Genomic DNA, 24,857 nt, shown 5'->3' with positions numbered 1-24,857 from the left:
GACCACGACACCACCATCTTCGAACCACACCCGCCCAGCCACAAGCAGTTTTCCCTCACCACCGAGACGCGAAGCGGCTTCGCCGCTCGATACGCCCGCTCCGCGGGCTACTCGACCAGCATGAAGGTCCGCCCGATGATCGGATCGGACGGCTCAGTAGTCGGGCTCCCGCGGGCGCCGCGGCCGGTCGGAGTCGATGCCGTCGGACTGCTGCATGGCCTGGTCGATGAGGGCCTGCCGCATCGGGTCCGGGAACTCGTCGTCCAGCTCGTCCGGCTCGACGGGCCGGCGCGGGCGGGGAGCAGGCTCGGCGACCGGCGCCTCGGCGGGGTCGGCCGCCGGACGCTCGTCCGCCGCCCCGTCCGCCATCGCCGCCTCGACCAGGGCGAAGTCCTCCTCCGCCATCGCGCTGCGGGTGGCCGGCTTCGGCCGGTGCCGCCGCCGCGAGAGGAACTGCCCGATGCTCTCCGAGCGCGAGGCGAGGATCGGGCCGACGATCGCCATGATCAGCACGTAGAGACCTGCGAACGGCTGGATCCGCTCGTCGAGCCCCGCCGAGAGCGAGAGCGTCGCGAGGATCAGCGCGAACTCGCCCCGGTTGTGCAGGATGAAGGCCGCGTTGAGCCCGGCGCGGGGCCCGAGCTTGTTCAGCCAGGCGACGAACTGGCCGGCTCCGAGGTTGAGCACGATCGTCATCACCGCGGCGGCGATCACCGGCAGCACGACGTCGGGGAAGGCTCCCGGATCGAGGCCGAGGCCGAAGTTCACGAAGAAGAAGGCACCGAACACGTCGCGGAGCGGGATCGCGATCCGCTCGACCCGCGCGCGGAACCGGGTGGCGCCGATCACCAGGCCGATCAGGAACGCGCCGATCGCGTCGGTGACGCCGAGGACCTCGCCGATCCCGCCGAACAGGATCGCGAGACCGAAGAACAGGATCGTGAACAGCTCGTCGTCGCGGGTGCGGAAGAACCGGGAGACCACCCGGCCGCCCCAGCGCGCGATCGCGAACATCACCACGAGGAACGCGAACGCGATGACCAGCTTCAGGACGACCGGCCACGGCTCCGTCTCGCCCGAGAGCACGACCGACACGATCGCCAGGTAGACCGCGATGAAGATGTCCTCCACGACGGTCACGCCGAGGATCATCGGCGTCTCCGGGTTGGCGAGGCGCTTGAGCTCGATCAGCAGCTTCGTCACGATCGCGCTCGAGCTCGTCGCCGTGATGCCCGCGATGATCAGCGCCTCGCGGCTGCCCCAGCCCAGCACGAAGCCGAAGGCGAGCCCTGCCGCCATGTTGACGGCGATGTAGGAGCCGCCGGAGAGGATCAGCCTTGCCGCGTTGCCGTAGAACTCGTCCTGATCGAACTCCAGGCCGAGGTTGAACAGCAGCAGGATCAGCCCGAAGACCGCCGTCAGCTCGATGTAGGACGACTCGAAGTCGAGCGGGAAGAGGTGGAAGTTCGGGCTCGCGAGCAGGCCGACGACCATGTAGATCGGGATGGCCGGAAGGCCGATCGTGCGCCCCAGCCGCCCGAGGACGTAGGCGACGACGAACAGGACACCGAGGACGATGAGGTCTTCGCCGTGGTGCATCCTCAGGCTCCGGGCGGCGTCTCGGGAGCCTTGGCGAAGACGCCGGAGCGGAAGAAGGCGAAGGCCTTGGCGACCTTCTCGGGGCTGCCGGCGACGACGAGCGTGTCGCCCGGGAACACCCGGAAGTCGGGGGCGGGAGCGGGATTGGCCGCGTCACCGCGGACGACCGCGACGACGGTGAGGCCGACGATGCCGCGGTCGGCGGGCTTGCCGAGCTGCTGGCCCGCGATGTGGTCGTCGTAGTCGACGGTGAACCAGTCGATCGAGAGCCCGGGGATCTGGTCGAGTGCGGTGAGCGACTCGGTGATCTGGGTGCCGCCGAGCAGCTCGGCGAGGGTGTGCGCCTCGTCGTCGCTGAGGCGGAGCGAGACCTTCGCGCCGTCCTGGTCGCCCTCGGCGAAGGTGATCAGGTCGCTGTGGCCCGAGCGGTGCGCGATGACGCCGACCTTGCCGCCGTCGGCGGTGAGGAAGGTGTGCAGGACACCGACACCGGGCAGCTTGACCCTGCGGACCTCGACCATGCGTGCTCCATCCGCGCCTCGCAGCGCTCCGACGTCGGGAATCCTCCCAGTTTAGGCGGCCACCGCCCGCCCCCTGCCCCCGTTCGCCCACGGAGGACCCGGCCGCCGGCCGCCGGCCGCCGCCGCCGAGGCGTCCCCGAACGGTCGAGACGTCCATCCGCAGCGGGACGTCTCGACCACAGTGGGACGCCTCGCTCTCCACAGGGTGTCGCGCGCCGTCCACAGAGGTGGGGAGAGGCAGGCCGATGAGGGCGCCCGGAGTGGGAGGGTTCCGGGATGACACGGGTGGAGCTGTTCCGGGGAGGGGCCTGCGGGAGGTCGGCGGAGTTCGTCCGCCTCCGTCGCGGGGTGCACGTGCGCGCGGCGGAGTGGGCGAGCGCCTCGGTCGACGCGCGCCACCGCGCCCGCATCGACGCGGTCGCCGCGACGTGGAGCCGGCCCGTCTTCCTCCGTGAATCCGCCGCCGCTGTCTGGGGCCTCCCCCTGGTCGAGCCGCTCGACGAGACCGTGCACGTCGCGGCGTCGCCGGCGGTCGGCAGCCGAACGCGCAACCGCGTCGCGGAGCACGGAGGCGTGTCATCCGATTCCGCGGTGGTCGTCGACGGGCTGACGATCTCCGATCTCGCGCAGACCGTTCTCGACCTCTGCCGCTTCTCGTCCTTCCGGCGCGCCATCACTGCGGCGGACCACGCCCTGCGGATGCGCGGCAGCCACGGCGAGCACCTTCTCGAGCCGGAGGAGCTGAGGGAGCGCCTCGCCGTCCTTCCCGGCGGGGCCCGCGGTCGTACGGCGGCGGCGCGGGCGATCGACTTCGCCGACGAGCGCGCCGACTCGCCCTTGGAGTCGATCAGCCGGGTCGCGATGCACCAGGCGGGGCTCCCCCGCCCGGTGCTCCAGCGGCCGTTCCACGACGACGAGGGCCTGATCGGCCCGGTCGACTTCTTCTTCGAGGACGCCGACGTCGTCGGCGAGGCCGATGGGGCGCACAAGTACACGGATCCGCGGTTCCTCCGCGGGCGCAGCCCCGAGCGGGCGCTGCTCGACGAGAAGCGCCGGGAGGACCGCCTCCGCGCTCTCGTCAGCGGCGTGGTCCGCTGGCGCTGGCAGGACGCCTACGCCGCGCGCCCGATGCTCGCCGCCCTCGCGCGCGCGGGAGTCCACCCCACCGAGACGGCCTCGAACGGTCGAAGCGTCCAGCTGCTGCGGGACGTCTCGACCGTTCGGGGACGCCTCGGCCGGCCGGCCGGCTAGCTGGGCTGGTACGGGGCGACGACGACCTCGACGCGCTGGAACTCCTTGAGGTCGGAGTAGCCGGTGGTCGCCATCGAGCGGCGGAGGGCGCCGATCAGGTTGGCGGTGCCGTTCGCGTCGGTCGCGGGGCCGTAGAGCACCTGCTCGAGCGTGCCGACGGTGCCGACCTGGACGCGGCGTCCGCGCGGGAGCTGCTGGTGGTGTGCCTCGGCACCCCAGTGCCAGCCGCCGCCGGGCGCGTCGGTGGCTCGGGCGAGCGCGGAGCCGAGCATCACGGCGTCGGCGCCGACCGCGACGGCCTTGACGATGTCGCCGGAGGTGCCGAGGCCGCCGTCCGCGATGACGTGCACGTAGCGTCCGCCGGACTCGTCGAGGTAGTCGCGGCGAGCGCCGGCGACGTCGGCGACCGCGGTCGCCATCGGCGCCTGGATGCCGAGCGTTGCGCGGGTGGTCGACGCCGCACCGCCACCGAAGCCGACGAGGACGCCCGCGGCGCCCGTGCGCATCAGGTGCAGGGCGGCCGTGTACGTCGAGGCCCCACCGACGATGACCGGCACGTCGAGCTCGTAGATGAACTTCTTCAGGTTGAGCGGCTCGGTGTCCCGCGAGACGTGCTCGGCCGACACGGTCGTGCCGCGGATGACGAACACGTCGACCCCCGCGTCGACCACCGTCTGGTACAGCTCGGCGGTGCGCTGCGGCGACAGCGCGCCCGCGACCGTCACGCCGGCCGCGCGGATCTCCGCGAGCCGCGCCGTCACCAGTTCCGGCTTCACCGGCTCCGAGTAGATCTCCTGCATGCGCTGCGTCGCCCGCTCCGCCGGCAGCTCCCGGATCTCCGCGAGCAGCGGCTCCGGGTCCTCGTAGCGCGTCCACAGCCCCTCGAGGTCGAGGACGCCCAGCGCCCCCAGCCGGCCGAGCGTGATCGCCGTCGCCGGCGACACCACCGAGTCCATCGGCGCCGCGAGGATCGGAGTGCTGAACTGGTACGCGTCGATCGCCCACTTCACCGAGACCACCTCCGGGTCGCGGGTCCGGCGGCTCGGGACCACCGCGATGTCGTCGAAGGCGTACGCGCGGCGGGCGCGCTTGGCGCGCCCGATCTCGATCTCCATGAGGGCGAGTTTACTGTGGCTCCATCCTCGCTCCGCGCCTCGCTCCGCTCAGCACTCCGCTCGTCTGTCGCTCGCAGTCGGCTCGACCAGATGGTCGCGTCCCGCAGAGCGTCCTACTTCCGCGCACGCCGATCCGCTGGCACGCGGATCAGCGGATAGCGCTCCCACCCTGCTGCCGCACGGGCCTGGCGGGGCAGCGCACGGCGACCGGCTGGCACGCGGATCGCCGGATAGCGCTCCCACCTTGCTGCCGCACGTGTCTGGTGGGGCAGTCGCGGCGGGCGCAGCCCGCTCGCGCTGCCGCCAGCCGGCGCAGTCGCGGCGGCGCGTGAGCGCCGCTCGCGCTGCGTCCCTCGGTCTCCCACAGGTCCGCGTGCCCCGAGTGGGAGGCGTCGGGTCGTGAGGGCGGCCCCTCCGGCGTGGTGGGCGTATGGGCCGAAGGCCCATCGGGCAGAGGGGCCGCCCTCACGACCCGGCGCCGACCCCCACCCAGAGACGCAGCAGAATCAGCGCCGGTAGTTCGGCGCCTCCACCACCATCTGCACATCATGCGGATGCGACTCCTTGAGCCCCGCCGCCGTGATCCGAACGAACTTCCCCCGCTCCTTGAGCTCCGAGATCGTCCGCGCCCCCACGTAGAACATCGACTGCCGCAGCCCGCCCGCCAGCTGGTACGCCACGTTCGCGAGCGGCCCGCGGTACGGCACCTGGCCCTCGATGCCCTCCGCGATCAGCTTGTCGTCGGTGGGCACGTCGGACTGGAAGTAGCGGTCCTTCGAGTAGGAGGTCCGCTCGCCGCGGGTCTGCAGCGCGCCGAGCGAGCCCATGCCGCGGTAGGTCTTGAACTGCTTGCCGTTCTGGAAGACGAGGTCGCCGGGGCTCTCCTCGCAGCCGGCGAGGAGCGAGCCGAGCATGACGGTGTCGGCACCGGCGACGAGCGCCTTGGCGATGTCGCCGGAGTACTGCAGTCCGCCGTCGGCGATCACCGGGACGCCCGACTCGCGGGCGGCGAGCGACGCCTCGTAGACGGCGGTCACCTGCGGCACGCCGACGCCGGCGACGACGCGGGTGGTGCAGATGGAACCGGGGCCGACTCCGACCTTGATGGCGTCGGCGCCCGCGTCGACGAGCGCCTGCGCGCCGGAGCGGGTGGCGACGTTGCCGCCGATGACGTCGACGCCGGCGAAGGCCGGGTCTGCCTTGAGGCGGCGGATGATCTCGAGGACGCCGGCGGAGTCACCGTTGGCGGTGTCCACGACGAGGACGTCGACCCCGGCGTCGAGGAGCGCGGTGGCGCGCTGCCAAGCGTCGCCGAAGAAGCCGATGGCGGCGCCGACGCGCAGGCGCCCCTCCTCGTCCTTGGTCGCGTTCGGGTACTGCTCGGACTTGTCGAAGTCCTTCACCGTGATGAGCCCGGCGAGCTTGCCCTGCGCGTCGACGAGGGGCAGCTTCTCGATCTTGTGCTGCGCGAAGAGCGCGATCACCTCGCTGTCGGGGATGCCGACGCGGCCGGTGATCAGGCCGGCGCTCGTCATCACGTCGCGGACGAGGGTGGACGCCTTCTCGAACGGCGAGACGAAGCGCATGTCGCGGTTGGTGATGATGCCGACGAGGACGCCGCTCGCGTCGACGACGGGGAGGCCGCTGATCCGGTACTGGCCGCAGAGGTCGTCGACCTGGGCGACGGTCGCGTCGGGAGTGGTGGTGACGGGGTTCGACACCATGCCCGACTCGCTGCGCTTGACGCGGTCGACCTGGTCGGCCTGATCCGCGATCGAGAGGTTGCGGTGCAGGATGCCGAGCCCGCCCTGACGGGCCATGGCGATCGCCATCCGCGACTCGGTGACGGTGTCCATCGCCGCGGAGAGCAGCGGGGTCGCGACCGTGATGCGCTTGGTGAGCCGGGAGGCCGTGTCGGCCTCGCTCGGGATGACGTCGGTGTGCCCGGGGAGGAGCATGACGTCGTCGTAGGTGAGTCCGAGGAATCCGAAGGGATCCGGCTGGTCCATCAATGCCCCTTAGCAGGTCGTGCGGGTGGCCCGGTGGTGGAGGTCGCGCATCCGGTCACGGGTGTCCCGGATGCTCAATCTTAAGCGCGGCGACGCGCCCGGTATTCCTGCCCGGACGTCCCTCGGATGTGCTCCGGGCGCGCTCGCGACCCGTGCGGGGGCCACGGGAGCGCTCTCCGCCCCGCATAATGTCGTCACGCAGTAGTGCAGGTGGGGAAACACCGCCGACACATGCGGAACGTATGGTCAACCAACGTTGTTTGACGACGGCGATCCGGGCGCGCCCGAGGACCCCATCCGTCTGTGCACCCTGACGAGAGGTAGACGTCTTGCTCACAGCCAGCCGTTCGACGCGCCACAAGCGCGCGACGACCCTGCATCCGACGGACCGGGAGGCTCCCCGTGCCTAGGCGGCTCCCCACACTCCGCACGCTCCGCGACGGCCTGGTCGCTCTCGGCCTGCTCGCCGCGACCCTGACGGGCGTCGCCGCCGCAGCGCCCGCCGCGACCGCCGAGACCACGGCCGACCAGTCGATCATCGCCTGGGTCCGCGTGCAGGGCACGAACGAGAACCTGGTGGGGGTGACCGTCGAGCTCGGCGGTGACGCCACCGCGACCCTCACCACGGGCGACGACGGCCGCGCCGTCTTCCCGCTCGAGGAGGCCGGCACCTTCAGCGTGACGGTCGACGAGGAGACGCTCCCCGCCGACAAGGGCTACCCGGCAGCGGGGCAGAACCCGAAGCAGGTGACGATCGTCTCCTCGCAGAACCAGATCGTGAACTTCATCGTGTCGACGGCCAACCCGATCGGCACGGGCGCGAGCGCTCCGGTCCCGACCGACTCCGCCGCCCCCACGAACCCCGCCACCGAGGGCACCACGGGCAACGACGCGACGAACCCCGACGGGACCTCGACCGCGGCGAACCAGCCGGTCACGGCGAACACCTTCTGGATCATCTTCTGGCCCAAGGTCGTCACCGGCCTGATCTTCGGACTCCTGATCGCCCTCGCGGCCATCGGCGCCTCGCTGATCTACGGCGTCACCGGGCTGAACAACTTCGCCCACGGCGAGCTGGTCACCTTCGGCGCACTGATGGCGTACCTCTTCTCCGGCGTCTTCGGGCTGCCGGCGCTGCTGGCGATCCCGATCGCGGTGATCCTCGGCGGGGCGTTCGGCTTCGCGCAGGACGGCCTGCTCTGGAAGCCGCTGCGCAAGAGGAACATCCAGCTCATCCCGCTGATGATCGTGACGATCGGCCTGTCGCTCGCGCTGCGCTACACCTTCGTCTTCTTCTTCGGCGCGGACCGGCTCTCGCTGCCCAACAGCACGGCGCCGTTCTTCACGGTGCCGGCGCTCGGCATCAGCCTGAAGTTCACCGACCTCGTCGGCGCTGCCGTCGGCATCGTCTGCATCGTCGGCGTCGCCCTGCTGCTCACGAAGACCAAGATCGGCAAGGCGATGCGCGCGGTGTCCGACAACCGGGCCCTCGCCTCCGCCTCCGGCATCAACGTCGAGCGCGTCATCCGCGTGGTCTGGGTGCTCTCCGGAGCCCTCGCCGCACTGGCCGGCGTCTACATCGGCTACTACCAGTCGCTGCGCTGGGACACCGGAGCGTCGATCCTGCTGCTGATCTTCGCGGCGATCACGCTCGGCGGACTCGGCTCCGCCTACGGAGCGCTGGTCGGCTCGCTCATCATCGGCCTGATGATGAACATCTCGACGATCTGGATCCCGGAGAACCTCAAGTACGTGGCTCCGCTCGTCCTCATGATCATCATCCTGCTGGTCAGACCGCAGGGCATCCTCGGTCGCAAGGAACGGATCGGCTGACACCATGAACCTCAACTTCATCTGGCTGGCGATCGGGCAGATCGTCGATCCCACCGTCGCCGCCTACGCGCTCGCGACCATCGGCCTGGTCATCCACTTCGGATTCACCGGCCTCCTCAACTTCGGCCAGGCCGGCTTCATGGCGGTAGGCGGCTACGCCTTCGCCATCACCTCGGTCAAGTTCGAATGGCCCGTCTGGGGCTCCCTGCTCGCGACGATCGTCGCGGCGACCCTCTTCGCCCTCATCCTCGGCATCCCAACGCTGAGACTGCGGGCGGACTACCTCTCGATCGTCACGATCGCGGCGGCCGAGATCGTCCGGCTCTCGGTCAAGACGCCCGAGTTCTCGGCGGTGACCGGCGGCTCGGAGGGCATCAACGGCGCGGCGAAGGCGTTCAACGACCTCAACCCGCTGCCGGAGGGGCGCTTCGGGATCGGGATCCTCACCTACAACCAGGACCAGTGGTGGGTCCGCATCGTCGGCTGGGGCCTCGTGCTCCTGGCCTGCCTGCTGGTCTTCCTCCTGATGCGCAGCCCCTGGGGCCGCGTCATCAAGGGCATCCGCGAGGACGAGGACGCCGTGCGCTCGCTCGGCAAGAACGTCTTCTCCTACAAGATCCAGGCGCTGATCCTCGGCGGCGTGCTGGGCGGCCTGGCCGGAGCGCTGTTCATCCTGCCGCGCTCGCTGCAGCCCGACAACTACGGCACCCAGCTGACGTTCTTCCTCTACACGATCATGCTGCTGGGCGGTGCCGCGACGGTCTTCGGGCCGGTCGTCGGCTCGATCATCTTCTGGGTCGTCCTCGGTCTGACCGACGGACTGCTCACGCTCGGGATCGACACCGGGGTCCTCAACAACGACCTCATCAAGCTCACCACCGTGCAGACCGGACCGATCCGGTTCATCGTGGTGGGTGTGGCCCTCATGCTCCTGGTGATCTTCAGACCCCAGGGCATTTTCGGCAAGAAGAAGGATCTGCACTTTGCCTAAAACGCCGGTCTCGGACATCACCGAGCAGGAAATCGTCCCCGGGGTCGTCAAGAAGGACCCCATCCTCGTCGCCGACGGCGTCAGCCGCCGCTTCGGCGGCCTGACCGCGGTCGACGTCGCCCACGTCGAGATCCCGCGCGGTTCGATCACCGCGCTGATCGGCCCGAACGGCGCCGGCAAGACCACGTTCTTCAACCTGCTGACGGGCTTCGACAAGCCCAACACCGGGCGCTGGAACTTCAAGGGCAAGAACCTCGCGAACGTTCCCGCCTACAAGGTGTCCCGGATGGGCATGGTGCGCACGTTCCAGCTCACCAAGGCCCTCGGCGGCATGACGGTGCTCGAGAACATGCTCCTCGGCGCCAAGGGGCAGAAGGGCGAGAACATCCTCACCTCGCTCATCCGGCCGCTGTGGTCGAAGGAGGAGGAGTCGATCGAGAACCGCGCGATCCGGCTGCTGGAGAAGTTCAAGCTCGACACCAAGAAGGACGACTACGCGTCGAGCCTCTCGGGCGGTCAGAAGAAGCTGCTCGAGATGGCGCGCGCCCTGATGTCGGAGCCCGAGCTGGTCATGCTCGACGAGCCGATGGCGGGCGTGAACCCGGCACTGACGCAGTCGCTGCTGGGCCACATCGTGAACCTCAAGGACGAGGGCATGACCGTGCTCTTCGTCGAGCACGACATGCACATGGTCAACACCATCGCCGACTGGGTGATCGTGATGGCCGAGGGCAAGGTCGTCGCCGAGGGACCGCCCTCGACGGTGATGAACGACCCCGCGGTCATCGACGCCTATCTCGGCGCGCACCACGACACCGACCTCGGCACGATCGAGGGCCAGCTCGAGGTCGCGGAGGAGATGGACTCGGATCTGGTCCGCGAGGACGTCGAGAAGCGGGCCGAGGCGGCCGGCGTCGACGTGCACCACACGGGCGGTGAGCACGCGGCCGCGGCGAGCCCTGCGGCCTCCGCTGCGACGGCCTCCTCCGTGGACGACGCCCCTGCGACGGCCGCACCGGCGGACGGCGCACCGACGAGCATCGCGCCGACGACCGACGCGCCCGCCGTCGACTTCGGAAAGGACGAGAAGTGACCCAGAACACGCTCGAGACGCACGACCTCCACGCGGGGTACGTGCCGGGAGTCAACATACTGAACGGGTCGAACGTCTACGTGAAGAAGGGCGAGCTCGTCGGCATCATCGGCCCGAACGGAGCCGGCAAGTCGACGCTGCTCAAGGCGATGTTCGGGCTGGTGAACATCCGCCAGGGCACGGTCCTGCTCAACGGCGAGGACATCACCGGCTTCAAGGCCGACAAGCTGGTCTCCAAGGGCGTCGGCTTCGTGCCGCAGAACAACAACGTCTTCCCGTCGCTCACCATCGAGGAGAACCTCGAGATGGGCATGTACCAGAAGCCGAAGATGTTCAAGGACCGCCTCGAGTTCGTGACGGAGCTCTTCCCCGAGCTGACCAAGCGCCTCAAGCAGCGCTCCGGCTCGCTCTCGGGCGGCGAGCGCCAGATGGTCGCGATGTCGCGGGCCCTGATGATGGACCCGTCGATGCTGCTGCTGGACGAGCCGAGCGCGGGTCTCTCGCCGATGCGCCAGGACGAGACCTTCGTCAACGTCCAGCGGATCAACCGCGCCGGCGTCTCGATCATGATCGTCGAGCAGAACGCCCGCCGCGCGCTGCAGATCTGCGACCGCGGCTACGTGCTCGACCAGGGCCGCGACGCCTACGAGGGCCCCGGCCGCGAGCTGATGAACGATCCGAAGGTGATCGAGCTCTACCTCGGCACGCTCGCGACGACCAACGAGGTCACCACGAGCACGCCCACCGTCGGCGGCTGAGGCCGCTGCACCCCCGGGCCCGTCACCCGCCGAGAGGCGGGGGCGGGCCCGTCGTCGTCGAGGAGGAGGACCGGATGAACCGCAGCGCCGCTGTGGTCGTCGTCGCGCTCGCGGCGGGGCTCCTCTCCGGCTGCGCACCCGGGCCGGTCTCGGAGCTGCCGGCGGGCGTCTCCGTCGGCGTGCAGCAGAACCGCGACGACTACGGGCCCCGCCGGCTCGAGGTCCTGGTGACGAACACCGCCGACGAGCCCCTGGACGTCTGGGAGGCGCGGCTCGACTCCCCCGCCTTCACCGACCCGGCCGCCACCGACGGCCCGACGACGGTGCGCCCGGGGACGACGACCGCGCTCCGGCTGCAGCTCGCTCCCCCGGACTGCGCGGACCCCGGCGCGGACGCCCGCGTGCGGCTCGCCTTCACGCAGGGCGGGGTGTCGGGGACGGCCGTGGTCGCGCCGGACGACCCGCTCGGCAGCCTGCCGCGCATCCATGCCGAGGACTGCCTCGCGCAGCGCGTGGCGGACGTGGTGTCGATCGTGCCCGGAGACGCCGTCACAGTGGCGCAGGAGGGCGGAGAGCCGGTCGCGCACCTGGAGGTCGTCCTGACCCCCACGGGGGCGGACGGGGGCGTCTCGATCGCGGCGATCGGCCGGACGATCCTGCTCCGGCCCGCCTCGGGAGCGGACGCCTGGCCCGTCGGCGTGCGCGTGGACGCCGGCGCGGACGCCTCCCGCGTCGACCTCGCGATCCTGCCGAGCAACTGCAACACGCACACCGTCTCGGAGGACAAGCGCGGCACGTTCCTCCCGGTCGCCGTCACACTCGACGACGGCACGTCGGGAGTCGTCGCGGTCGGTGTCTCCGACGCCGTGCGCGGGGCGCTCTACCGCTTCATCGCCGAGGACTCCTGCCGCTGGCAGTGAGCGCCGGCGCCGCACGGACATCGAGTCTCTCTCTGCGCTGGCACCCCCCGCCCGAGGGCCAGGACGGCGGCCGCCGTGCCGTAATTTTGGTGACAAGAAACATCGGCGCCGACACCCCGGCCGGACTCCTCTCCCCCTGATCAGGGGCGGATTCCCACTGTCCTCGGCACCGATTCCTTCCCCTTCCGCGTCCCGTTCCGGCGCCGCGGTCCCCGTCTTCGAAGGAGCCGACCCATGAAGAGCTACACCCCCGCACCCGTCGCCCTCGGCGCGACCTTCGGCACCGGTGCGATCGGCGACTACGAGCGCTGGTCCGTCGTCGGCGTCTACGCGCAGGTCGTCATCGCCGAGACCACCGGCGGCAAGCGCCGCAACTACAGCCGCTCGTTCGTGACCTACCGCCTGGCCCAGGAGGCGGAGCTCCTCCGCGCCTCCTGAGCCGCACCGAGCACTGAGCGAGCGCGCGTCCCCTCGGGGGCGCGCGCTCGCTGCGTCGTGCGGCACCGGGAGGGACGGAGCGGGGACCCACGTTCGTTCGGTGGTGGATCTCGATACGCCCTCTCCGAGGGCTACTCGATCAGCATGGAGATGGCCTGCCGATCGAGATCGGCGCGGGTCCACCGGAACGGGAAGCCGGCGCTTCATGCTGGTCGAGTAGCCGCGCAGCGGCGTATCGAGACCTCGGGCACGACGAAGGGGCCCGGTCGGATGACCGGGCCCCTTCGCGTCGCGGCCGGAGCCGCAGGCGGGGTGCTAGTTCAGCGAGCCATCGACGGTCTCCTCGAACGAGGTGACGTTGCCGGCGCCGTACTTGTAGATCGACACCGACGCCTCGGTCGGGTCGCCGTTCTCGTCCCACGAGATCGGGCCGGAGAGGCCGTCGTAGTCGATGTCCTCACCGTCGGCGAGCATCGTGGCGCAGTCGGCGAACGTGGTGCACTTCGTGCCCCCGGTCGAGACGTCCTGCAGGTTGTCGCGGATGGTCGCACCGTCGGTCGCGCCGCCCGCGAGCGCCGCGAGAGCGGCGAGCACCGTGGCGTCGTACGACTCGGGGGCGTAGCTGAACACCGTCAGCGCGTCGTTCCCCTGCTCCTTCACGAGAGCCTGGAGGTTCGACTGGAACTCCTCCGACGCCTGCACACCGGGGTTGGTGAACTGCGCGCCGTCGATGTCGACGTTCGTGTCCGCATCGGTGATGACGCCGTAGTTGCCGTCCGTGCCGTAGAGGTTCGCGAAGTCGAAGCCCTTGGCCGCGAGCTGCTCCGCGATCGTGGTGATTTCGTCGAACGAGATGACGACGAGCGCGTCCGGGTTCGGGGCGAGCAGCGAGGTCAGCGCCGAGTTGAAGTCGGTCGAGGCCGGCTCGAAGATCTCCTCGGCCGCGACGGTCGCGCCGCCCGCCTCGAGGGTCTCCTTGATGTTCGACTCGAGGCCGGTGCCGTACGCGTCGTTCAGGTACAGGATCGAGACGTTGGTCTTGCCGTCGCCGAGGATCTTGTTGCCGAGGATGCGGCCCTGGAGCACGTCCGAGGGGGCGGTGCGCCAGTAGTAGCCGTCGTCGTCGTAGGTGGTGAAGTCCGGCGAGGTGTTGGCCGGCGAGATCTGGACGACGCCCGCCTGGGTCACCTGGTCGATGAACGTCTTCGAGACACCCGAGGAGGCCGCACCGATGATGACGCTCGCGCCGTCGGCGATCAGCGAGGTCGCCGACTGCGTCGCGATGTCCGTCGTGGTGTCGCCGGAGTCCTTCTGCTCGACATCGATGGTGAGGCCGGCAGCGGCGTCGTTGATGTCCTTGACGGCGAGGTCGACGCCCGCGATCTCGGGCGGGCCGAGGACGGCGAGGGTGCCGGTCTGCGGGAGGATCGTGCCGATCTTCAGGGACAGGTCGCCGGACTCGCCGCCGTCGGTGCCCGCGTCTCCGCCGCCGCCGCTGGCGCAACCGGCGAGGACGAGAGCGCTGGCGCCCAGGAAGGCGACCCCGCTCAGGGTCGCCCGGAGGGATCGCGTACGGGCCGTCCCGGCCTTCGCGTGAACGCGCATGTTTCTCCTTGAGAGGTTCTGTCGTGGGAGCGGTGCCGGAGGCAACCGCTCGGCCAACCTAACCTTCGGAGAAGCCGTGAACAATACGGGGGTGTTTCAGATGCGTTTCGCGACCTGATCGTTACTTTTCGTCGTCGGAGCGCTCTCCCGCGACGCGATCCGCAGGTCCGGCCGTCACGCGCCGCCTCCGGCGCTCGGCCGAGACGAGGTCGACTGAGAAGATCGCCAGGGCCGCCCAGACGAGCGCGAAGCCGATCCAGCGCTCCGGCGGCATCTCCTCGTGCAGGAGGAAGGCGCCGACGACGAACTGCAGCACCGGCGTCAGGTACTGGATGAAGCCGACGATCGAGAGCGGCAGCCGCCGGGCGGCGCCCGCGAACAGCAGCAGCGGCACTGCGGTGACGATGCCGGCCGAGGCGAGGATGAGCGCGTGCCCCGTGCCCTCCGTCGCCAGCGTCAGCCCGACCGTCGCGCCGACGACCAGCAGCTGCACGATCGCGAGCGGCGTGAGCCAGAGCGTCTCGAGCGTGAGACCGCTGACCGCGTCCATCCGGCCGCCGACCCGGCTCTTCACCAGGCCGTAGAGGCCGAAGGAGAAGGCGAGCGCGAGCGAGACCCAGGGGAAGGAGCCGTAGCCGACGGCGATCACGAGGACGGCGACGGCGCTGATCGCCATCGCGATCCACTGCGCCCGCCGCAGCCGCTCGCGCAGCACGATCACACCGAGCAGCACCGTGACGAGCGGGTTCATGAAGTAGCCGAGGGCCGCCTCGATCACGTGGCCCGTGGTCGTCGCGATGACGTAGACCTGCCAGTTGATGTAGATCAGCACGCCGGCGATCGCCATCACGCCGAGCAGCCGCGGCTCGCGGAAGAGCGCCGCGAAGCCGCGCCAGCTGCGCGTCACCGTGAGCAGGAGCAGGCAGAAGACCAGCGAGAAGAGCACCCGCAGCGCGACGATCTCGAACGGCGAGGCGGGGGCCATCGCGATGAAGTAGAGCGGCATCGCGCCCCAGAGCAGGTAGGCGGCGAAGCCGAACCAGAGGCCGGTCGACGACAGCGCGCCGCCGGCGCCCTTCACGGGCAGGGCCTCGACGCCCTCGCCGGCCGCGGCGTCGCCCGTCGTCGGCGAGGCGGGTTCGGCGGGGAGGCGGGAGGCGGGCACCCGTCCGATGCTACGCAGGGCCGGAGCCCGCGGACCGCCCGGAACGGTCACCGGACGTCAGGATCAGGCCACCGGTCGCGAAGAGGACCGGGCGCACGACGGTGGGCCCGGCGACTCCCGCCAGTGGGCCCACCGCGCTGAAAGACGAAGGGCCCGGCGACTCGCGTCGCCGGGCCCTTCGGGGATCCGTCTCTAGCGGACGACGACCGCGAGGACGTCGCGGGCGGAGAGGACCAGCAGGTCGTCCCCACCGAACTTGACCTCGGTTCCGCCGTACTTGGAGTAGATGACCTTGTCACCGACGGCCACGTCGAGCGGGACGCGGTTGCCGTTGTCGTCGATGCGGCCGGGGCCGACGGCGACGACTTCGCCCTCCTGGGGCTTCTCCTTGGCGGTGTCGGGGATGACGAGACCGGAAGCAGTGACCTGCTCGGCCTCGACCTGCTTGATGACGATGCGATCTTCGAGCGGCTTGATGGACACCGACACGGTTGACCTCTTTCTTGACGACGACGGGGGCGGAGCGCCGCCGTTGGCAGACACGCTCCGAGAGTGCTAGCTCCACTGTAGAGGCTCCGCTGGCACTCGTGCAATCAGAGTGCCAGGCAGGCGCGCCGCGTCGTGCGGAGGGCGTGGCCTAGCATGGCCGGATGCAACGCGCCGAGCTGGTCGAGCTCCTCTCCCCCGAGGGCCTCCGGCTCCTCGACTCGCTCGACGGCTACCGCGCGGACGACCTGGTGCGCGCCGTCGCCGCGCTCCGCTCCGCCGGCCACTCCCCCGGCCTGGTGTCGACCGTGCTGACCCAGGCGCGGCTGCGGGCGAAGGCGACCGGGAAGTTCGGCGAGTTCGCCCGGTCGATGCTCTTCACCGACGCCGGGCTCGAGCAGGCCACCCGCCTCCGGGTCGCGGCGCTGCACGCCGGACGCTTCTCCTCCGCCGGGCTCACCCGCATCGCCGACCTAGGCAGCGGCATCGGCGGCGACGCCCTCGCGATGGCCGCCATCGACCTCGAGGTGACCGCGGTGGACGCGGACGAGATCACCGCGACCCTCGCCAGTTTCAACCTCGCCCCGTTCCCCTCCGCGCAGGCCGTGCACGCCGACGCCGAGTCGTTCGACCTGGACGGCTTCGACGCCGTCTACCTCGACCCGGCCCGCCGCACCGCCGGCCACCGCGAGACGCGGCGCCTCGACGATCCCGACGACTACTCCCCCTCGCTCGACTTCGCCTTCGGCCTGGCCGAGGCGCGGCCCGCGGGCGTGAAGCTCGGGCCGGGCTTCGACCGCGAGCGGATCCCCGCGGACGCGGAGGCGCAGTGGGTGTCGGTCGACGGCGAGCTCGTCGAGACGGGGCTGTGGTTCGGTCCGCTGGCGCGGCCGGGCGTCCGCCGGTCCGCGCTCCTGCTCTCGGCGACCGGCGCCGTGGAGCTCACCGCGCCGGCCGACAGCGACGACGAGGAGGTGGGCGACCTCGGCGCGTTCGTGCACGAGCCGGACGGGTCGGCCATCCGCGCGCGCCTGCTCGGCGAGCTGGCCCGCACCAGCGGCTCGCGGATGCTCTCGCCCGGCATCGCCTACCTCACGGGCGACGAGCCGTCCGCGTCGCCGTTCCTGCGCAGCTTCCGCGTGCTCGCGGAGCTGCCCCTGGACGAGCGCACCCTCGCGCGCGAGCTGCGCGCCCGCGGCATCGGCGTCCTGGAGATCAAGAAGCGCGGCGTCGACGTCGACCCCGCGCGCTTCCGCAGGAAGCTCGGCCTGGCCGGGCGGGGCAGCGCCGTCCTGATCCTCACCAGGATCCAGGGGCGCCACCGCGCCCTGCTCGCCGAGCGCGTCTCCTGAGACCGGGCGCCGGCGCCTAGTAGCCGGAGGAGGAGGTCGCCGCGTCGAGGGCGACCACGAAGATCACGATCGTGACGGCCAGGTAGATCAGCGAGACCACGACGCCGGCGATGCCGGTGATGATCGCGGTCAGCGCGAATCCGCGTGCTCCCGGCTCGCGACGGCGGCCGAGGAAGCCGAGCACGATCGCGGGCGCGGACAGGATGAAGCCGAAGCCCCAGCCGAAGATCGAGATCACCAGGCCGACGATGCCGAGGATCATGCCGGTGAGGCTCAGGGTCTTGGGCACCGTCGTGGGCGCCGGGACGTAGGCGTACTGCGGCGGCGCGGCGCTCGGGGCCGGCGGGAGCGGCGTCCCGTACGCGGGCGGCGGGGTGTCTTGGGCGCCCTGTCCCGGTGCCGTCGGGGTGCCACCCGAGTACGCGGGCGGGGCCGGGGGCGCCGGAGTGCCGCCGGAGTGCACCGGCGGGGCCGGGGGCGCCGGCGGCACGGGGGGAGCAGGGGGGACGGGAGGGCCCTGTCGGTCGTCGGACCCGGGCCGGCTGCTGTCGCTCATGCCTCGAAGTCTAGAACGAGGCCGCCGACCGGCTCAGGCCGGGAGGTAGCCGTCCGTCCGGAGTCCGCCGACGAAGGCCGAGTAGGCGAGAGCGCCGACCAGCAGCAGCACGAGCGCGAGGTAGCCGAGGAGGAAGCCGGCGATCGCGAGTCCGCGGCCGCGCTGCCCCGAGCGGCGCGCCTGCGCGAAGCCGACGTGCCCGAGGAAGATCGCGGCGGGCGCGAGCCCGAGGATGCCGCAGATCAGGGCCGCGACGGCGAGGCCGTTCAGCGGCGGGCGCGGCGCGGGAGCACCGGGATGCGCGGAGCCGTCGAAGGCCTCCGGGCCGCTCGGGGCTCCGGGGGGAACGGCCTCCCCGGTCCAGCCGGACGCGGCACCGGCGGCCGGCGGAGCGGAGGCGGGGGACGGTGCTCCGGAGGGCGGCGCGTACCGCGGCGGCGGGGGCGGCACCGATCCCGGTGCCGGATCGCCGGTGGACTCGTCGTTCACGTCGCCCTCCTCGAGCGCTCCGCCGTCCCCGCCGTGCGGGGCGGGGCGGTGGGGATCAGTAGTTCGTCGTGCTCGCGATGCCCGCGAGGGAGAACAGCGCGACGGCGGAGATGATGGTGATGATGATCGCGACGAAGCCGATCACGACGGCGGCGATCGCGAGACCGCGACCGCGCTCACCGGTCCGCTTGATCTGCGAGAGGGCGATGAAGCCGAGGACGATGCCGACGATCGAGACGAAGAACGAGGCGATGAAGCCGATGATCGCCAGGATGTTGTAGCGATCGGACGCGGGCGTGTACGGAGCGGTCATGGTGGATCCCCCTTGATCAGGAACGAGTGGATGCGCTCAGCGTGGCAGCGTCCCCGGAGGGCTGTCAAAACCCTGGACGGCGCTTGTGACGCGCGACGGCACTGCGGTAGGGCGCCTAGCGCACCTGGATCTCGGTGACGGGCAGCGTGGAGTCGGCGCCGAAGGAGAGGCTCGAGGGCGCGTGCCCCGCCTCGATCAGCTGCGCGCCGAGCGCCGCGATCATCGCGCCGTTGTCGGTGCAGAGCGAGAGCGGGGGGATCCGCAGCGCGATGCCCGCCGCCGCGCAGCGCTCCGCGGCGAGCTCGCGGACCCGCGCGTTGGCGACCACTCCCCCGCCCAGCAGCAGCCGGGGCACGTCCCGGTCGACGCAGGCCGCGATCGCCTTGGTGAGCAGCACATCGGCGACCGCCTCGCGGAAGCTCGCGGCGACGTCGGCGACCGGCACCGCCTCGCCCGCGTCCTGGCGCTTCTCCACCCAGCGCGCGACGGCGGTCTTCAGCCCCGAGAAGGAGAAGTCGTAGCGGTGCTTCTCCCTGTCCTTCGGGAGGGTGAGGCCGCGGGGGAAGCGGATGGCCCGCGGATCGCCGCCGGCGGCGACCCGGTCGATCTGCGGGCCGCCGGGATAGGGCAGGCCGAGCACGCGGGCGACCTTGTCGAACGCCTCGCCGGCCGCGTCGTCGATGGTCTCGCCGAGCAGCTCGACGTCGGAGACGAGATCGCGCACGTGCAGGAGCGAGGTGTGCCCGCCCGAGACGAGCAGCGCGATGGTGGGCACCTCGACCGGGCCGCCCTCGCCGCCGTCGGCGCGCAGGACGTCGGCGCCGACGTGCCCGACGAGGTGGTTGACCGCGTAGAGCGGCTTCCCGAGCGACACCGCCAGCGCCTTCGCGGCGCCCACGCCGACCATCAGCGCCCCGGAGAGCCCGGGACCGCTGGTGACCGCGATCGCGTCCAGCTCCTGCAGCGAGACGTCGGCCTCGGCGAGCGCGGTCCGCAGCGTCGGCTCGAGCGCCTCCAGGTGCGCGCGGGCGGCGACCTCGGGCACGACGCCGCCGTAGCGGGCGTGCTCCTCCATCGACGAGGCGATGGTATTGGCGAGCAGCGTCGTGCCGCGGACGATGCCGATCCCGGTCTCGTCGCAGCTGGTCTCGATGCCGAGGACGAGCGGACCGGCGGTCATGGCGACTCCTGTCGAGGGGCGGCGATCGGCGCGCGCATCACGAGCGCGTCGACGTTGTCGGGCTGGTAGTAGGCGGGGCGGACCCCGATCTCCTCGAAGCCCTCCGAGCGGTAGAGCGACTGGGCGGCCGGGTTGTCGGCGCGGACCTCGAGGAAGACCTCGCGGGCACCGCGCTCGGCGGCGGTGGCGACGAGCGCGCGAAGGAGGCGCCGACCGAGCCCGGTGCGGCGGGCGGAGGCGAGCACCGCGATGGTCTGCACGTCGCCCTCGTGCGCGCCGGCCGGGCAGAGCAGCCCGGCGTAGCCGACCAGCTCGCCCGCGTCCTCGGCGACCAGGTAGCGGGTGTGCCGGCTGCGGATCTCCTCGCGCATCATCGTGCGGGACCAGGCGTCGCTGGTGAACTCGGACTCCTCGATCGCCATGATCGCGTCGAGGTCGTGGACAGTGGCGTCGCGCAGCTCCGCGCTCACGCGGTGACCCGCTTGGGACCGGCCGAGAGCGTGACGTCGGGCGAGCGGAGGTACAGCGGCTCGTCCGCCGCGGGGGCGCGACCGGCCGCACGGGCGAGCGCGGCGACGACGCCCAGCTCGGCGGCGGACACCGACTCCACCTCGAGGCGGGGCAGCTCGGGGAAGGGCAGCGCGGGCGGCTTGTCGAGGCCGGGACCGGCGGTCCGGACGGGCAGGCCCTGCTCGTCGAGGCCGGCGTAGGCGCTCCAGTAGAGCTCGCGGCGGCGTGCGTCGGTGACGACGAGGAAGCCGTCGGCACGGCCGTGGCGCAGGGCGCCGAGCGCGACCGCGTCGTGCGAGACGACCGGGAGGGTGGGCACGTCGCGGCCGAACGCGAAGGCGCGGGCCGCGGCGATGCCGACCCGGAGGCCGGTGAAGGGGCCGGGGCCCATGCCGACGGCGACGGCCTCGATCGCGTCGGGGCCGATGCCGGCCGCCTCGAGGGCCTCCTCGATCAGCCGGCCGACGACCTCGGCGTGCCGCATGGTGTCGGTCTCGGTGCGCTCGGCCCGGACCACCCCGTCGGCGCCGACGACGGCGACGGAGGTACCGGAGGAGGTGTCGATCGCGAGCAGCACCCTGACAGGGTACCCGCGGGCGGACGGGCACCGACCGAGGAGCCTGCGGCGCTCCGCAGATGCTCGGTGGATCTGGATACGCCCTCTCCGAGGGCTACTCGATCAGCATGCAGCGAGCAGAAGCGCGTGGCGCGCGCCCCCTCATGCTGGTCGAGCAGCCGCGCAGCGGCGTATCGAGACCCGTCGTCAGCAGAGCGGTCAGCGCCAGCCGGTGCCGCGGAATCGCACCGTGCGCGGCTCGATCGGCTCCTCGCCGTCCTCGGCGTCGGAGCCGCCGGTCGGGCGCTCGATCACGATGTCGAGCCACGACTCGGCGACGCCGTCGAGCAGGCCGGCGCCCCACTCCACCACGACGACCGAGTGCTCGAGGTCGAGGTCGAGGTCGTCCAGCTCCACCGCGGACCCGACGCGGTAGGCGTCGACGTGCACCAGCGGCGGCCCGCCGTGCAGCGGAGGATGCGTCCGCGCGATGACGAACGTGGGGCTGGTCACCGGCCCGCGCACCCCGAGCCCCTCGCCGAGGCCGCGGGTGAAGGTCGTCTTGCCCGCGCCGAGCGGCCCGGTCAGCACCAGCAGGTCGCCGGCGCGCAGCACCCGGCCGAGGGAGCGGCCGAGCTCCTCCATCGCCTCCGGGTCCCCGATCTCGACGGTGCTGTCGGCGAACCGGTCGCGCTCAGGCACGGACGCCTCCCGCGGCGCCGCCGACCGTTCTGCGCGGAACACGGTGCCCGATCCGCGTGACCAGCTCGTAGTTGATCGTGCCGCACCAGCGCGCCCACTCGTCGACCGACGGGACCCCGGTGGTCGGGTCGCCCCACAGGGTCACCGGCTCGCCGACCGCGACCGGAGCGTTTCCGACGTCGACGACGAACTGGTCCATCGCCACCCTCCCGGCGATGCGGTGCCGGCGCCCGCCGATCGAAACCTCGGCGACTCCGGACGCGGCGCGCGGGATCCCGTCGGCGTAACCGAACGGCACCAGCGCGAGCGTCGTCTCGCCGGCGGAGCGGTAGGCGTAGTCGTAGCTGACGCCCGTCCCCGCGGGCACCCGGCGGACTCCGGCGACGCGCCCCTGCAGGGTCATCGCGGGCACGAGGCCGAGTCCGAGGGACGTCTGGTCGTCGAACGGCGAGAGCCCGTAGACGCCGATGCCGGTGCGCACCTGGTCGAGCCGCGCCTCCGGGAGGCGGAGCGCCGCGGCCGTGGCGGCGAGGTGCACCAGCGGCGCCGACGTTCCCTGCGCGCGCAGAACCTCCTCCGCCCGGCGCAGGAGCTCGAGCTGGGCGAGGTCCTCCTCGCGCGAGGTGTTGGAGAGGTGCGAGAACAGCCCGGTGAGCTGCAGCGAGCCGCGCGCCGCATGGCGGACGAGGGACTGCGCGAGCGGCACCCACTCCGCCTCCGCAGCGCCGTTCCGGCTGAGACCGGTGTCCACCTTGAGCTGCACCGCCCCGCGCACCCCGCGGTCCTCGGCGGCCTGCGCCAGCCGGTCGAGCTGCCCGACCGAGGACACGGCGACCTCGATCCCGTGCTCGAGAGCAGTGTCGAAGTCCTGCTCGGGGTCGTGCAGCCAGCAGAGCACCGGCGCCAGGATCCCGGCCTCGCGCAGCGCGACCGCCTCGTCGAGATCCGCCGTGCCGAGCGCGTCCGCGCCGCCGGCGAGCGCCGCCTGCGCGACCGCGAGGGCGCCGTGCCCGTAGGCGTTCGCCTTGACGACCGCCATCAGCCGGGGCGCGGCGGTCAGCTCCCGGAGCCGAGCCGTGTTCGCCGCGACGGCGTCCAGGTCGATCAGCGCCTCGCGGAAGGCGAGCGGCGCGATCACGACTCGGCCACCACGAACGCGCAGGCGACGCCGGCGTCGTGGCTCATCGAGAGGTGCACCCGCGCGATCCCGCGCGACTCCGCCGCCGCGCGCGCCGCGCCGTGCAGGACGAAGGACGGATTCCCGTGCTCGTCCCGCTCGACCACCATGTCGTGCCAGCGCGCGCCGGCGGAGTCGCCCAGCGCCTTGATCAGCGCCTCCTTCGCGGCGAACCGACCGGCCAGCGAGGCCGTCGGCAGGTCACGTTCGCTCTCGGCGAACAACCGCTCGCGGAGTCGGGGCGTGCGGGAGATCGCCCGCTCGAAGCGCGCGAGATCCACCACGTCCACGCCGATCCCGACGATCACGGCAGGGTCACTCGACCGTGACCGACTTGGCGAGGTTCCGCGGCTGGTCGACGTCGAGGCCCTTCGCCGAGGCGAGCTCCATCGCGAACATCTGCAGCGGCGTCACCGCGAGCAGCGGCTCGAACAGCGGGTCGGCCAGCGGGATCGGCACGACCTCGTCGGCGATCTGGATGGCGGCGGCGTCGCCCTGCTCGGCGATCGCGATCACCCGGGCGCCGCGAGCCTTGATCTCCTGGATGTTCGAGATCACCTTGCGCTGCAGCTCGTACGACTCGCTCGGGCTCGGCACGATGACGAAGACGACCTGGCCGGGCTCGATCAGCGCGATCGGCCCGTGCTTGAGCTCGCCCGCGGCGAAGCCCTCGGCGTGGATGTAGGCGAGCTCCTTGAGCTTGAGCGCGCCCTCGAGAGCCACCGGGTAGCCGACGTGGCGGCCGAGGAAGAGCACCGCGCGGGTGTCCGCCATCCAGCCGGCGAGCTGGGCGATCGCCTCCGAGGCGTCGAGCACGCGCGAGAGCTTCTCGGGGATCGCGGCGAGCTGCGCGGCCTGCGAGGCGATCAGCTCCGGCGTGGCCGCTCCGCGGACCGCGGCCAGGTGCAGGCCGAAGAGGTAGAGCGCCGCGATCTGCGCGACGAACGCCTTCGTCGAGGCGACCGCGACCTCCGGGCCGGCGTGGGTGTAGAGCACGGCGTCGGACTCGCGCGGGATCGTCGCGCCCTGGGTGTTGCAGACGGAGAGCGTCTTCGCGCCCTTCTCGCGGGCGTACTTGACGGCCATCAGCGTGTCCATGGTCTCGCCGGACTGGCTGATCGAGACGACCAGGGTGCGCGGGGTCAGCACCGGGTCGCGGTAGCGGAACTCGTGGCTCAGCTCGACCTCGACCGGCACGCGCGCCCACTTCTCGATCGCGTACTTGGCGACCATGCCGGAGTAGGCGGCGGTGCCGCAGGCGATCACGGTGATCCGGTCGATGTCGGTGAGGATCGCGTCGAGCGACGCGAGCTCCGGCAGGACGATCGCGCCGTCCTGGATGCGGCCGAGGAGCGTCTTGGCGACGGCCTCCGGGCCCTCGCTGATCTCCTTCGCCATGAAGCTCGACCAGCCGCCCTTCTCGGAGGCGGAGGCGTCCCAGGCGATCTCGAACGGCTCGGTCTCGACGGGGTCTCCGAAGAAGTCGGTGACGGTCACCGCGTCGGGCGTGATGGTGACGATCTGGTCCTGGCCGATGGCGACCGCGCGGCGGGTGAACTCGACGAACGCGGCGACGTCGGAGCCGAGGAAGTTCTCGCCGTCGCCGAGGCCGATCACGAGCGGCGAGTTGCGGCGCGCGCCGACCACGACGCCGGGCTGGTCCTGGTGCAGCGCGAGCAGCGTGAAGGCGCCCTCGAGCCGCGCGACGACGGCCTGGAACGCGAGCACGAGATCGCCGGTGCGGCGGTGCTCGCGGGCGATCAGGTGCGCGGCGACCTCGGTGTCGGTCTCGCTCTCGAAGACGGCGCCCTCGGCGAGCAGCTCCTCCTTGAGGGGCTGGAAGTTCTCGATGATGCCGTTGTGGATGACCGCGAGGCGCCCGTCGTCCGCGAGGTGCGGGTGCGCGTTGCGGTCGGTCGGGCCGCCGTGCGTCGCCCAGCGGGTGTGCCCGATGCCGGTGGTGCCCTGCGCGATCGGGTGCGCCTCGAGGTCGTCGACGAGGACGCTGAGCTTGCCCGAGCGCTTGCGGCTGTCGATCCGGCCGTCGGCGTCGATCACGGCCACTCCGGCGGAGTCGTACCCGCGGTACTCCAGTCGCTTCAGTCCCCCGAGCAGCACGGCCAGGCTGTCGCGCGCGCCGACGTATCCAACGATTCCACACATGCGCTCGATCCTAATCGCGTGCGGGGGCGCTCCTGCGGCGACGGGGCCGAGCCGCGGCGGCCGCTAGGATCGTGC

Annotated in this window: 25 protein-coding genes; 8 read left to right on the top strand and 17 right to left on the bottom strand. The window is 71.7% G+C overall.

Annotation, left to right across the window (positions count from 1 at the left end; all coding sequences use genetic code 11):
• Positions 1–153 precede the first annotated feature (153 nt).
• Together EDF36_RS14525 and EDF36_RS14520 are read right to left on the bottom strand one after the other, a co-directional pair.
• Positions 154–1,599 carry a cation:proton antiporter gene (locus EDF36_RS14525; RefSeq protein ID WP_123445097.1) on the bottom strand — a complete coding sequence of 482 codons (1,446 nt, stop codon included), beginning with the start codon at positions 1,597–1,599 and terminating at the stop codon, positions 154–156.
• 2 nt (positions 1,600–1,601) lie between these two features.
• Positions 1,602–2,120 carry a cation:proton antiporter regulatory subunit gene (locus EDF36_RS14520; protein WP_123445096.1) on the bottom strand — a complete coding sequence of 173 codons (519 nt, stop codon included), beginning with the start codon at positions 2,118–2,120 and terminating at the stop codon, positions 1,602–1,604.
• A 276-nt stretch (positions 2,121–2,396) separates the two neighbouring features.
• Between EDF36_RS14520 and EDF36_RS14515 the strand changes: the two genes are divergently transcribed.
• Entirely contained in the window at positions 2,397–3,371 is a 975-nt protein-coding gene (locus EDF36_RS14515) for a hypothetical protein (RefSeq protein WP_148060053.1), read from the top strand.
• Here EDF36_RS14515 and EDF36_RS14510 read toward each other — a convergent pair.
• Positions 3,368–4,486, bottom strand: a complete 1,119-nt coding sequence (locus EDF36_RS14510; protein ID WP_123733534.1) for a GuaB3 family IMP dehydrogenase-related protein — start codon at positions 4,484–4,486, stop codon at positions 3,368–3,370. The two genes, EDF36_RS14515 and EDF36_RS14510, sit on opposite strands and share 4 nt — an antisense overlap.
• A 506-nt stretch (positions 4,487–4,992) precedes the next feature.
• Positions 4,993–6,495: an IMP dehydrogenase gene (guaB, locus tag EDF36_RS14505; RefSeq protein ID WP_123733533.1), complete on the bottom strand. Its 1,503-nt coding sequence runs from the start codon at positions 6,493–6,495 to the stop codon at positions 4,993–4,995.
• A gap of 402 nt (positions 6,496–6,897) precedes the next feature.
• Here guaB and EDF36_RS14500 point away from each other — a divergent pair, with 402 nt between their 5' ends.
• From EDF36_RS14500 to EDF36_RS14475, 6 genes are all read left to right on the top strand, one after another.
• The gene (locus tag EDF36_RS14500; protein WP_243839817.1) at positions 6,898–8,328 is read left to right on the top strand and encodes a branched-chain amino acid ABC transporter permease; all 1,431 of its coding nucleotides are present in this window, start codon (positions 6,898–6,900) and stop codon (positions 8,326–8,328) included.
• A 4-nt stretch (positions 8,329–8,332) separates the two neighbouring features.
• A complete protein-coding gene (locus tag EDF36_RS14495) occupies positions 8,333–9,319 on the top strand; it encodes a branched-chain amino acid ABC transporter permease (RefSeq protein ID WP_123445092.1) in 987 nt (328 codons plus the stop codon).
• Positions 9,303–10,412 carry an ABC transporter ATP-binding protein gene (locus EDF36_RS14490; protein WP_397459905.1) on the top strand — a complete coding sequence of 370 codons (1,110 nt, stop codon included), beginning with the start codon at positions 9,303–9,305 and terminating at the stop codon, positions 10,410–10,412. Before EDF36_RS14495 ends, EDF36_RS14490 begins: the two co-directional genes overlap by 17 nt.
• A complete protein-coding gene (locus EDF36_RS14485; RefSeq protein ID WP_123445090.1) occupies positions 10,409–11,170 on the top strand; it encodes an ABC transporter ATP-binding protein in 762 nt (253 codons plus the stop codon). The genes EDF36_RS14490 and EDF36_RS14485 overlap by 4 nt, the downstream gene beginning before the upstream one ends.
• Before the next feature lie 74 nt (positions 11,171–11,244).
• The gene (locus EDF36_RS14480; protein ID WP_123733531.1) at positions 11,245–12,090 is read left to right on the top strand and encodes a hypothetical protein; all 846 of its coding nucleotides are present in this window, start codon (positions 11,245–11,247) and stop codon (positions 12,088–12,090) included.
• Between the two features lie 234 nt (positions 12,091–12,324).
• Entirely contained in the window at positions 12,325–12,528 is a 204-nt protein-coding gene (locus EDF36_RS14475) for a hypothetical protein (protein ID WP_123445088.1), read from the top strand.
• Positions 12,529–12,843: 315 nt separating this feature from the next.
• Here EDF36_RS14475 and EDF36_RS14470 read toward each other — a convergent pair whose 3' ends face one another.
• From EDF36_RS14470 to groES, 3 genes are all read right to left on the bottom strand, one after another.
• Positions 12,844–14,133, bottom strand: a complete 1,290-nt coding sequence (locus EDF36_RS14470; RefSeq protein WP_123733530.1) for an ABC transporter substrate-binding protein — start codon at positions 14,131–14,133, stop codon at positions 12,844–12,846.
• 121 nt (positions 14,134–14,254) lie between these two features.
• Positions 14,255–15,220, bottom strand: a complete 966-nt coding sequence (rarD, locus tag EDF36_RS14465; protein ID WP_123733556.1) for an EamA family transporter RarD — start codon at positions 15,218–15,220, stop codon at positions 14,255–14,257.
• Positions 15,221–15,490: 270 nt separating this feature from the next.
• Complete coding sequence (gene groES / locus EDF36_RS14460) at positions 15,491–15,787, bottom strand: co-chaperone GroES (RefSeq protein WP_068251574.1); 297 nt, start codon at positions 15,785–15,787, stop codon at positions 15,491–15,493.
• Between the two features lie 161 nt (positions 15,788–15,948).
• On the opposite strand from groES, the gene EDF36_RS14455 reads away from it, so the two are divergent.
• Positions 15,949–17,136, top strand: a complete 1,188-nt coding sequence (locus tag EDF36_RS14455) for a class I SAM-dependent methyltransferase (RefSeq protein WP_123733529.1) — start codon at positions 15,949–15,951, stop codon at positions 17,134–17,136.
• Positions 17,137–17,152: 16 nt separating this feature from the next.
• On the opposite strand, the gene EDF36_RS21320 is transcribed toward EDF36_RS14455, so the two are convergent.
• From EDF36_RS21320 to glmS, 10 genes are all read right to left on the bottom strand, one after another.
• A complete protein-coding gene (locus tag EDF36_RS21320; RefSeq protein ID WP_185020489.1) occupies positions 17,153–17,692 on the bottom strand; it encodes a DUF4190 domain-containing protein in 540 nt (179 codons plus the stop codon).
• A gap of 33 nt (positions 17,693–17,725) precedes the next feature.
• Entirely contained in the window at positions 17,726–18,181 is a 456-nt protein-coding gene (locus EDF36_RS14440; protein ID WP_123733528.1) for a DUF4190 domain-containing protein, read from the bottom strand.
• A 55-nt stretch (positions 18,182–18,236) separates the two neighbouring features.
• Entirely contained in the window at positions 18,237–18,494 is a 258-nt protein-coding gene (locus EDF36_RS14435; protein WP_123445082.1) for a DUF4190 domain-containing protein, read from the bottom strand.
• A 115-nt stretch (positions 18,495–18,609) separates the two neighbouring features.
• Complete coding sequence (gene tsaD / locus EDF36_RS14430) at positions 18,610–19,674, bottom strand: tRNA (adenosine(37)-N6)-threonylcarbamoyltransferase complex transferase subunit TsaD (protein ID WP_123733527.1); 1,065 nt, start codon at positions 19,672–19,674, stop codon at positions 18,610–18,612.
• Positions 19,671–20,144 (bottom strand): ribosomal protein S18-alanine N-acetyltransferase, encoded by a 474-nt coding sequence (rimI, locus tag EDF36_RS14425; RefSeq protein WP_260300725.1) that lies wholly within the window; start codon positions 20,142–20,144, stop codon positions 19,671–19,673. Before rimI ends, tsaD begins: the two co-directional genes overlap by 4 nt.
• A complete protein-coding gene (tsaB, locus tag EDF36_RS14420) occupies positions 20,141–20,761 on the bottom strand; it encodes a tRNA (adenosine(37)-N6)-threonylcarbamoyltransferase complex dimerization subunit type 1 TsaB (protein ID WP_123733526.1) in 621 nt (206 codons plus the stop codon). Before tsaB ends, rimI begins: the two co-directional genes overlap by 4 nt.
• Before the next feature lie 198 nt (positions 20,762–20,959).
• Positions 20,960–21,385: a tRNA (adenosine(37)-N6)-threonylcarbamoyltransferase complex ATPase subunit type 1 TsaE gene (gene tsaE, locus EDF36_RS14415; protein WP_123733554.1), complete on the bottom strand. Its 426-nt coding sequence runs from the start codon at positions 21,383–21,385 to the stop codon at positions 20,960–20,962.
• A gap of 49 nt (positions 21,386–21,434) precedes the next feature.
• Positions 21,435–22,580: an alanine racemase gene (gene alr, locus EDF36_RS14410; protein WP_123733525.1), complete on the bottom strand. Its 1,146-nt coding sequence runs from the start codon at positions 22,578–22,580 to the stop codon at positions 21,435–21,437.
• Positions 22,577–22,927 (bottom strand): holo-ACP synthase, encoded by a 351-nt coding sequence (locus EDF36_RS14405; protein WP_123445078.1) that lies wholly within the window; start codon positions 22,925–22,927, stop codon positions 22,577–22,579. The genes alr and EDF36_RS14405 overlap by 4 nt, the downstream gene beginning before the upstream one ends.
• A gap of 7 nt (positions 22,928–22,934) precedes the next feature.
• A complete protein-coding gene (glmS, locus tag EDF36_RS14400; protein ID WP_123733524.1) occupies positions 22,935–24,782 on the bottom strand; it encodes a glutamine--fructose-6-phosphate transaminase (isomerizing) in 1,848 nt (615 codons plus the stop codon).
• Between the last annotated feature and the right edge of the window lie 75 nt (positions 24,783–24,857).

Source organism: Rathayibacter sp. PhB152 (assembly GCF_003751395.1).
In the GTDB taxonomy this organism is placed as follows: Bacteria; Actinomycetota; Actinomycetes; order Actinomycetales; family Microbacteriaceae; genus Rathayibacter; species Rathayibacter festucae.
This window is presented reverse-complemented; position numbering and strand designations above follow the sequence as displayed.

Bases quoted from the DNA above. Each gene is read 5' to 3' on its own strand.
- tsaD (WP_123733527.1), bottom strand. From the start codon at position 19,674: ATGACCGCCGGTCCGCTCGTCCTCGGCATCGAGACCAGCTGCGACGAG.
- EDF36_RS14520 (WP_123445096.1), bottom strand. From the start codon at position 2,120: ATGGTCGAGGTCCGCAGGGTCAAGCTGCCCGGTGTCGGTGTCCTGCAC.
- EDF36_RS14475 (WP_123445088.1), top strand. From the start codon at position 12,325: ATGAAGAGCTACACCCCCGCACCCGTCGCCCTCGGCGCGACCTTCGGC.
- EDF36_RS14480 (WP_123733531.1), top strand. From the start codon at position 11,245: ATGAACCGCAGCGCCGCTGTGGTCGTCGTCGCGCTCGCGGCGGGGCTC.
- EDF36_RS14470 (WP_123733530.1), bottom strand. From the start codon at position 14,133: ATGCGCGTTCACGCGAAGGCCGGGACGGCCCGTACGCGATCCCTCCGG.
- EDF36_RS14515 (WP_148060053.1), top strand. From the start codon at position 2,397: ATGACACGGGTGGAGCTGTTCCGGGGAGGGGCCTGCGGGAGGTCGGCG.
- EDF36_RS14495 (WP_123445092.1), top strand. From the start codon at position 8,333: ATGAACCTCAACTTCATCTGGCTGGCGATCGGGCAGATCGTCGATCCC.
- guaB (WP_123733533.1), bottom strand. From the start codon at position 6,495: ATGGACCAGCCGGATCCCTTCGGATTCCTCGGACTCACCTACGACGAC.
- glmS (WP_123733524.1), bottom strand. From the start codon at position 24,782: ATGTGTGGAATCGTTGGATACGTCGGCGCGCGCGACAGCCTGGCCGTG.
- tsaE (WP_123733554.1), bottom strand. From the start codon at position 21,385: ATGGAGGAGCTCGGCCGCTCCCTCGGCCGGGTGCTGCGCGCCGGCGAC.
- EDF36_RS14435 (WP_123445082.1), bottom strand. From the start codon at position 18,494: ATGACCGCTCCGTACACGCCCGCGTCCGATCGCTACAACATCCTGGCG.
- EDF36_RS14510 (WP_123733534.1), bottom strand. From the start codon at position 4,486: ATGGAGATCGAGATCGGGCGCGCCAAGCGCGCCCGCCGCGCGTACGCC.
- EDF36_RS21320 (WP_185020489.1), bottom strand. From the start codon at position 17,692: ATGAGCGACAGCAGCCGGCCCGGGTCCGACGACCGACAGGGCCCTCCC.
- EDF36_RS14455 (WP_123733529.1), top strand. From the start codon at position 15,949: ATGCAACGCGCCGAGCTGGTCGAGCTCCTCTCCCCCGAGGGCCTCCGG.
- EDF36_RS14525 (WP_123445097.1), bottom strand. From the start codon at position 1,599: ATGCACCACGGCGAAGACCTCATCGTCCTCGGTGTCCTGTTCGTCGTC.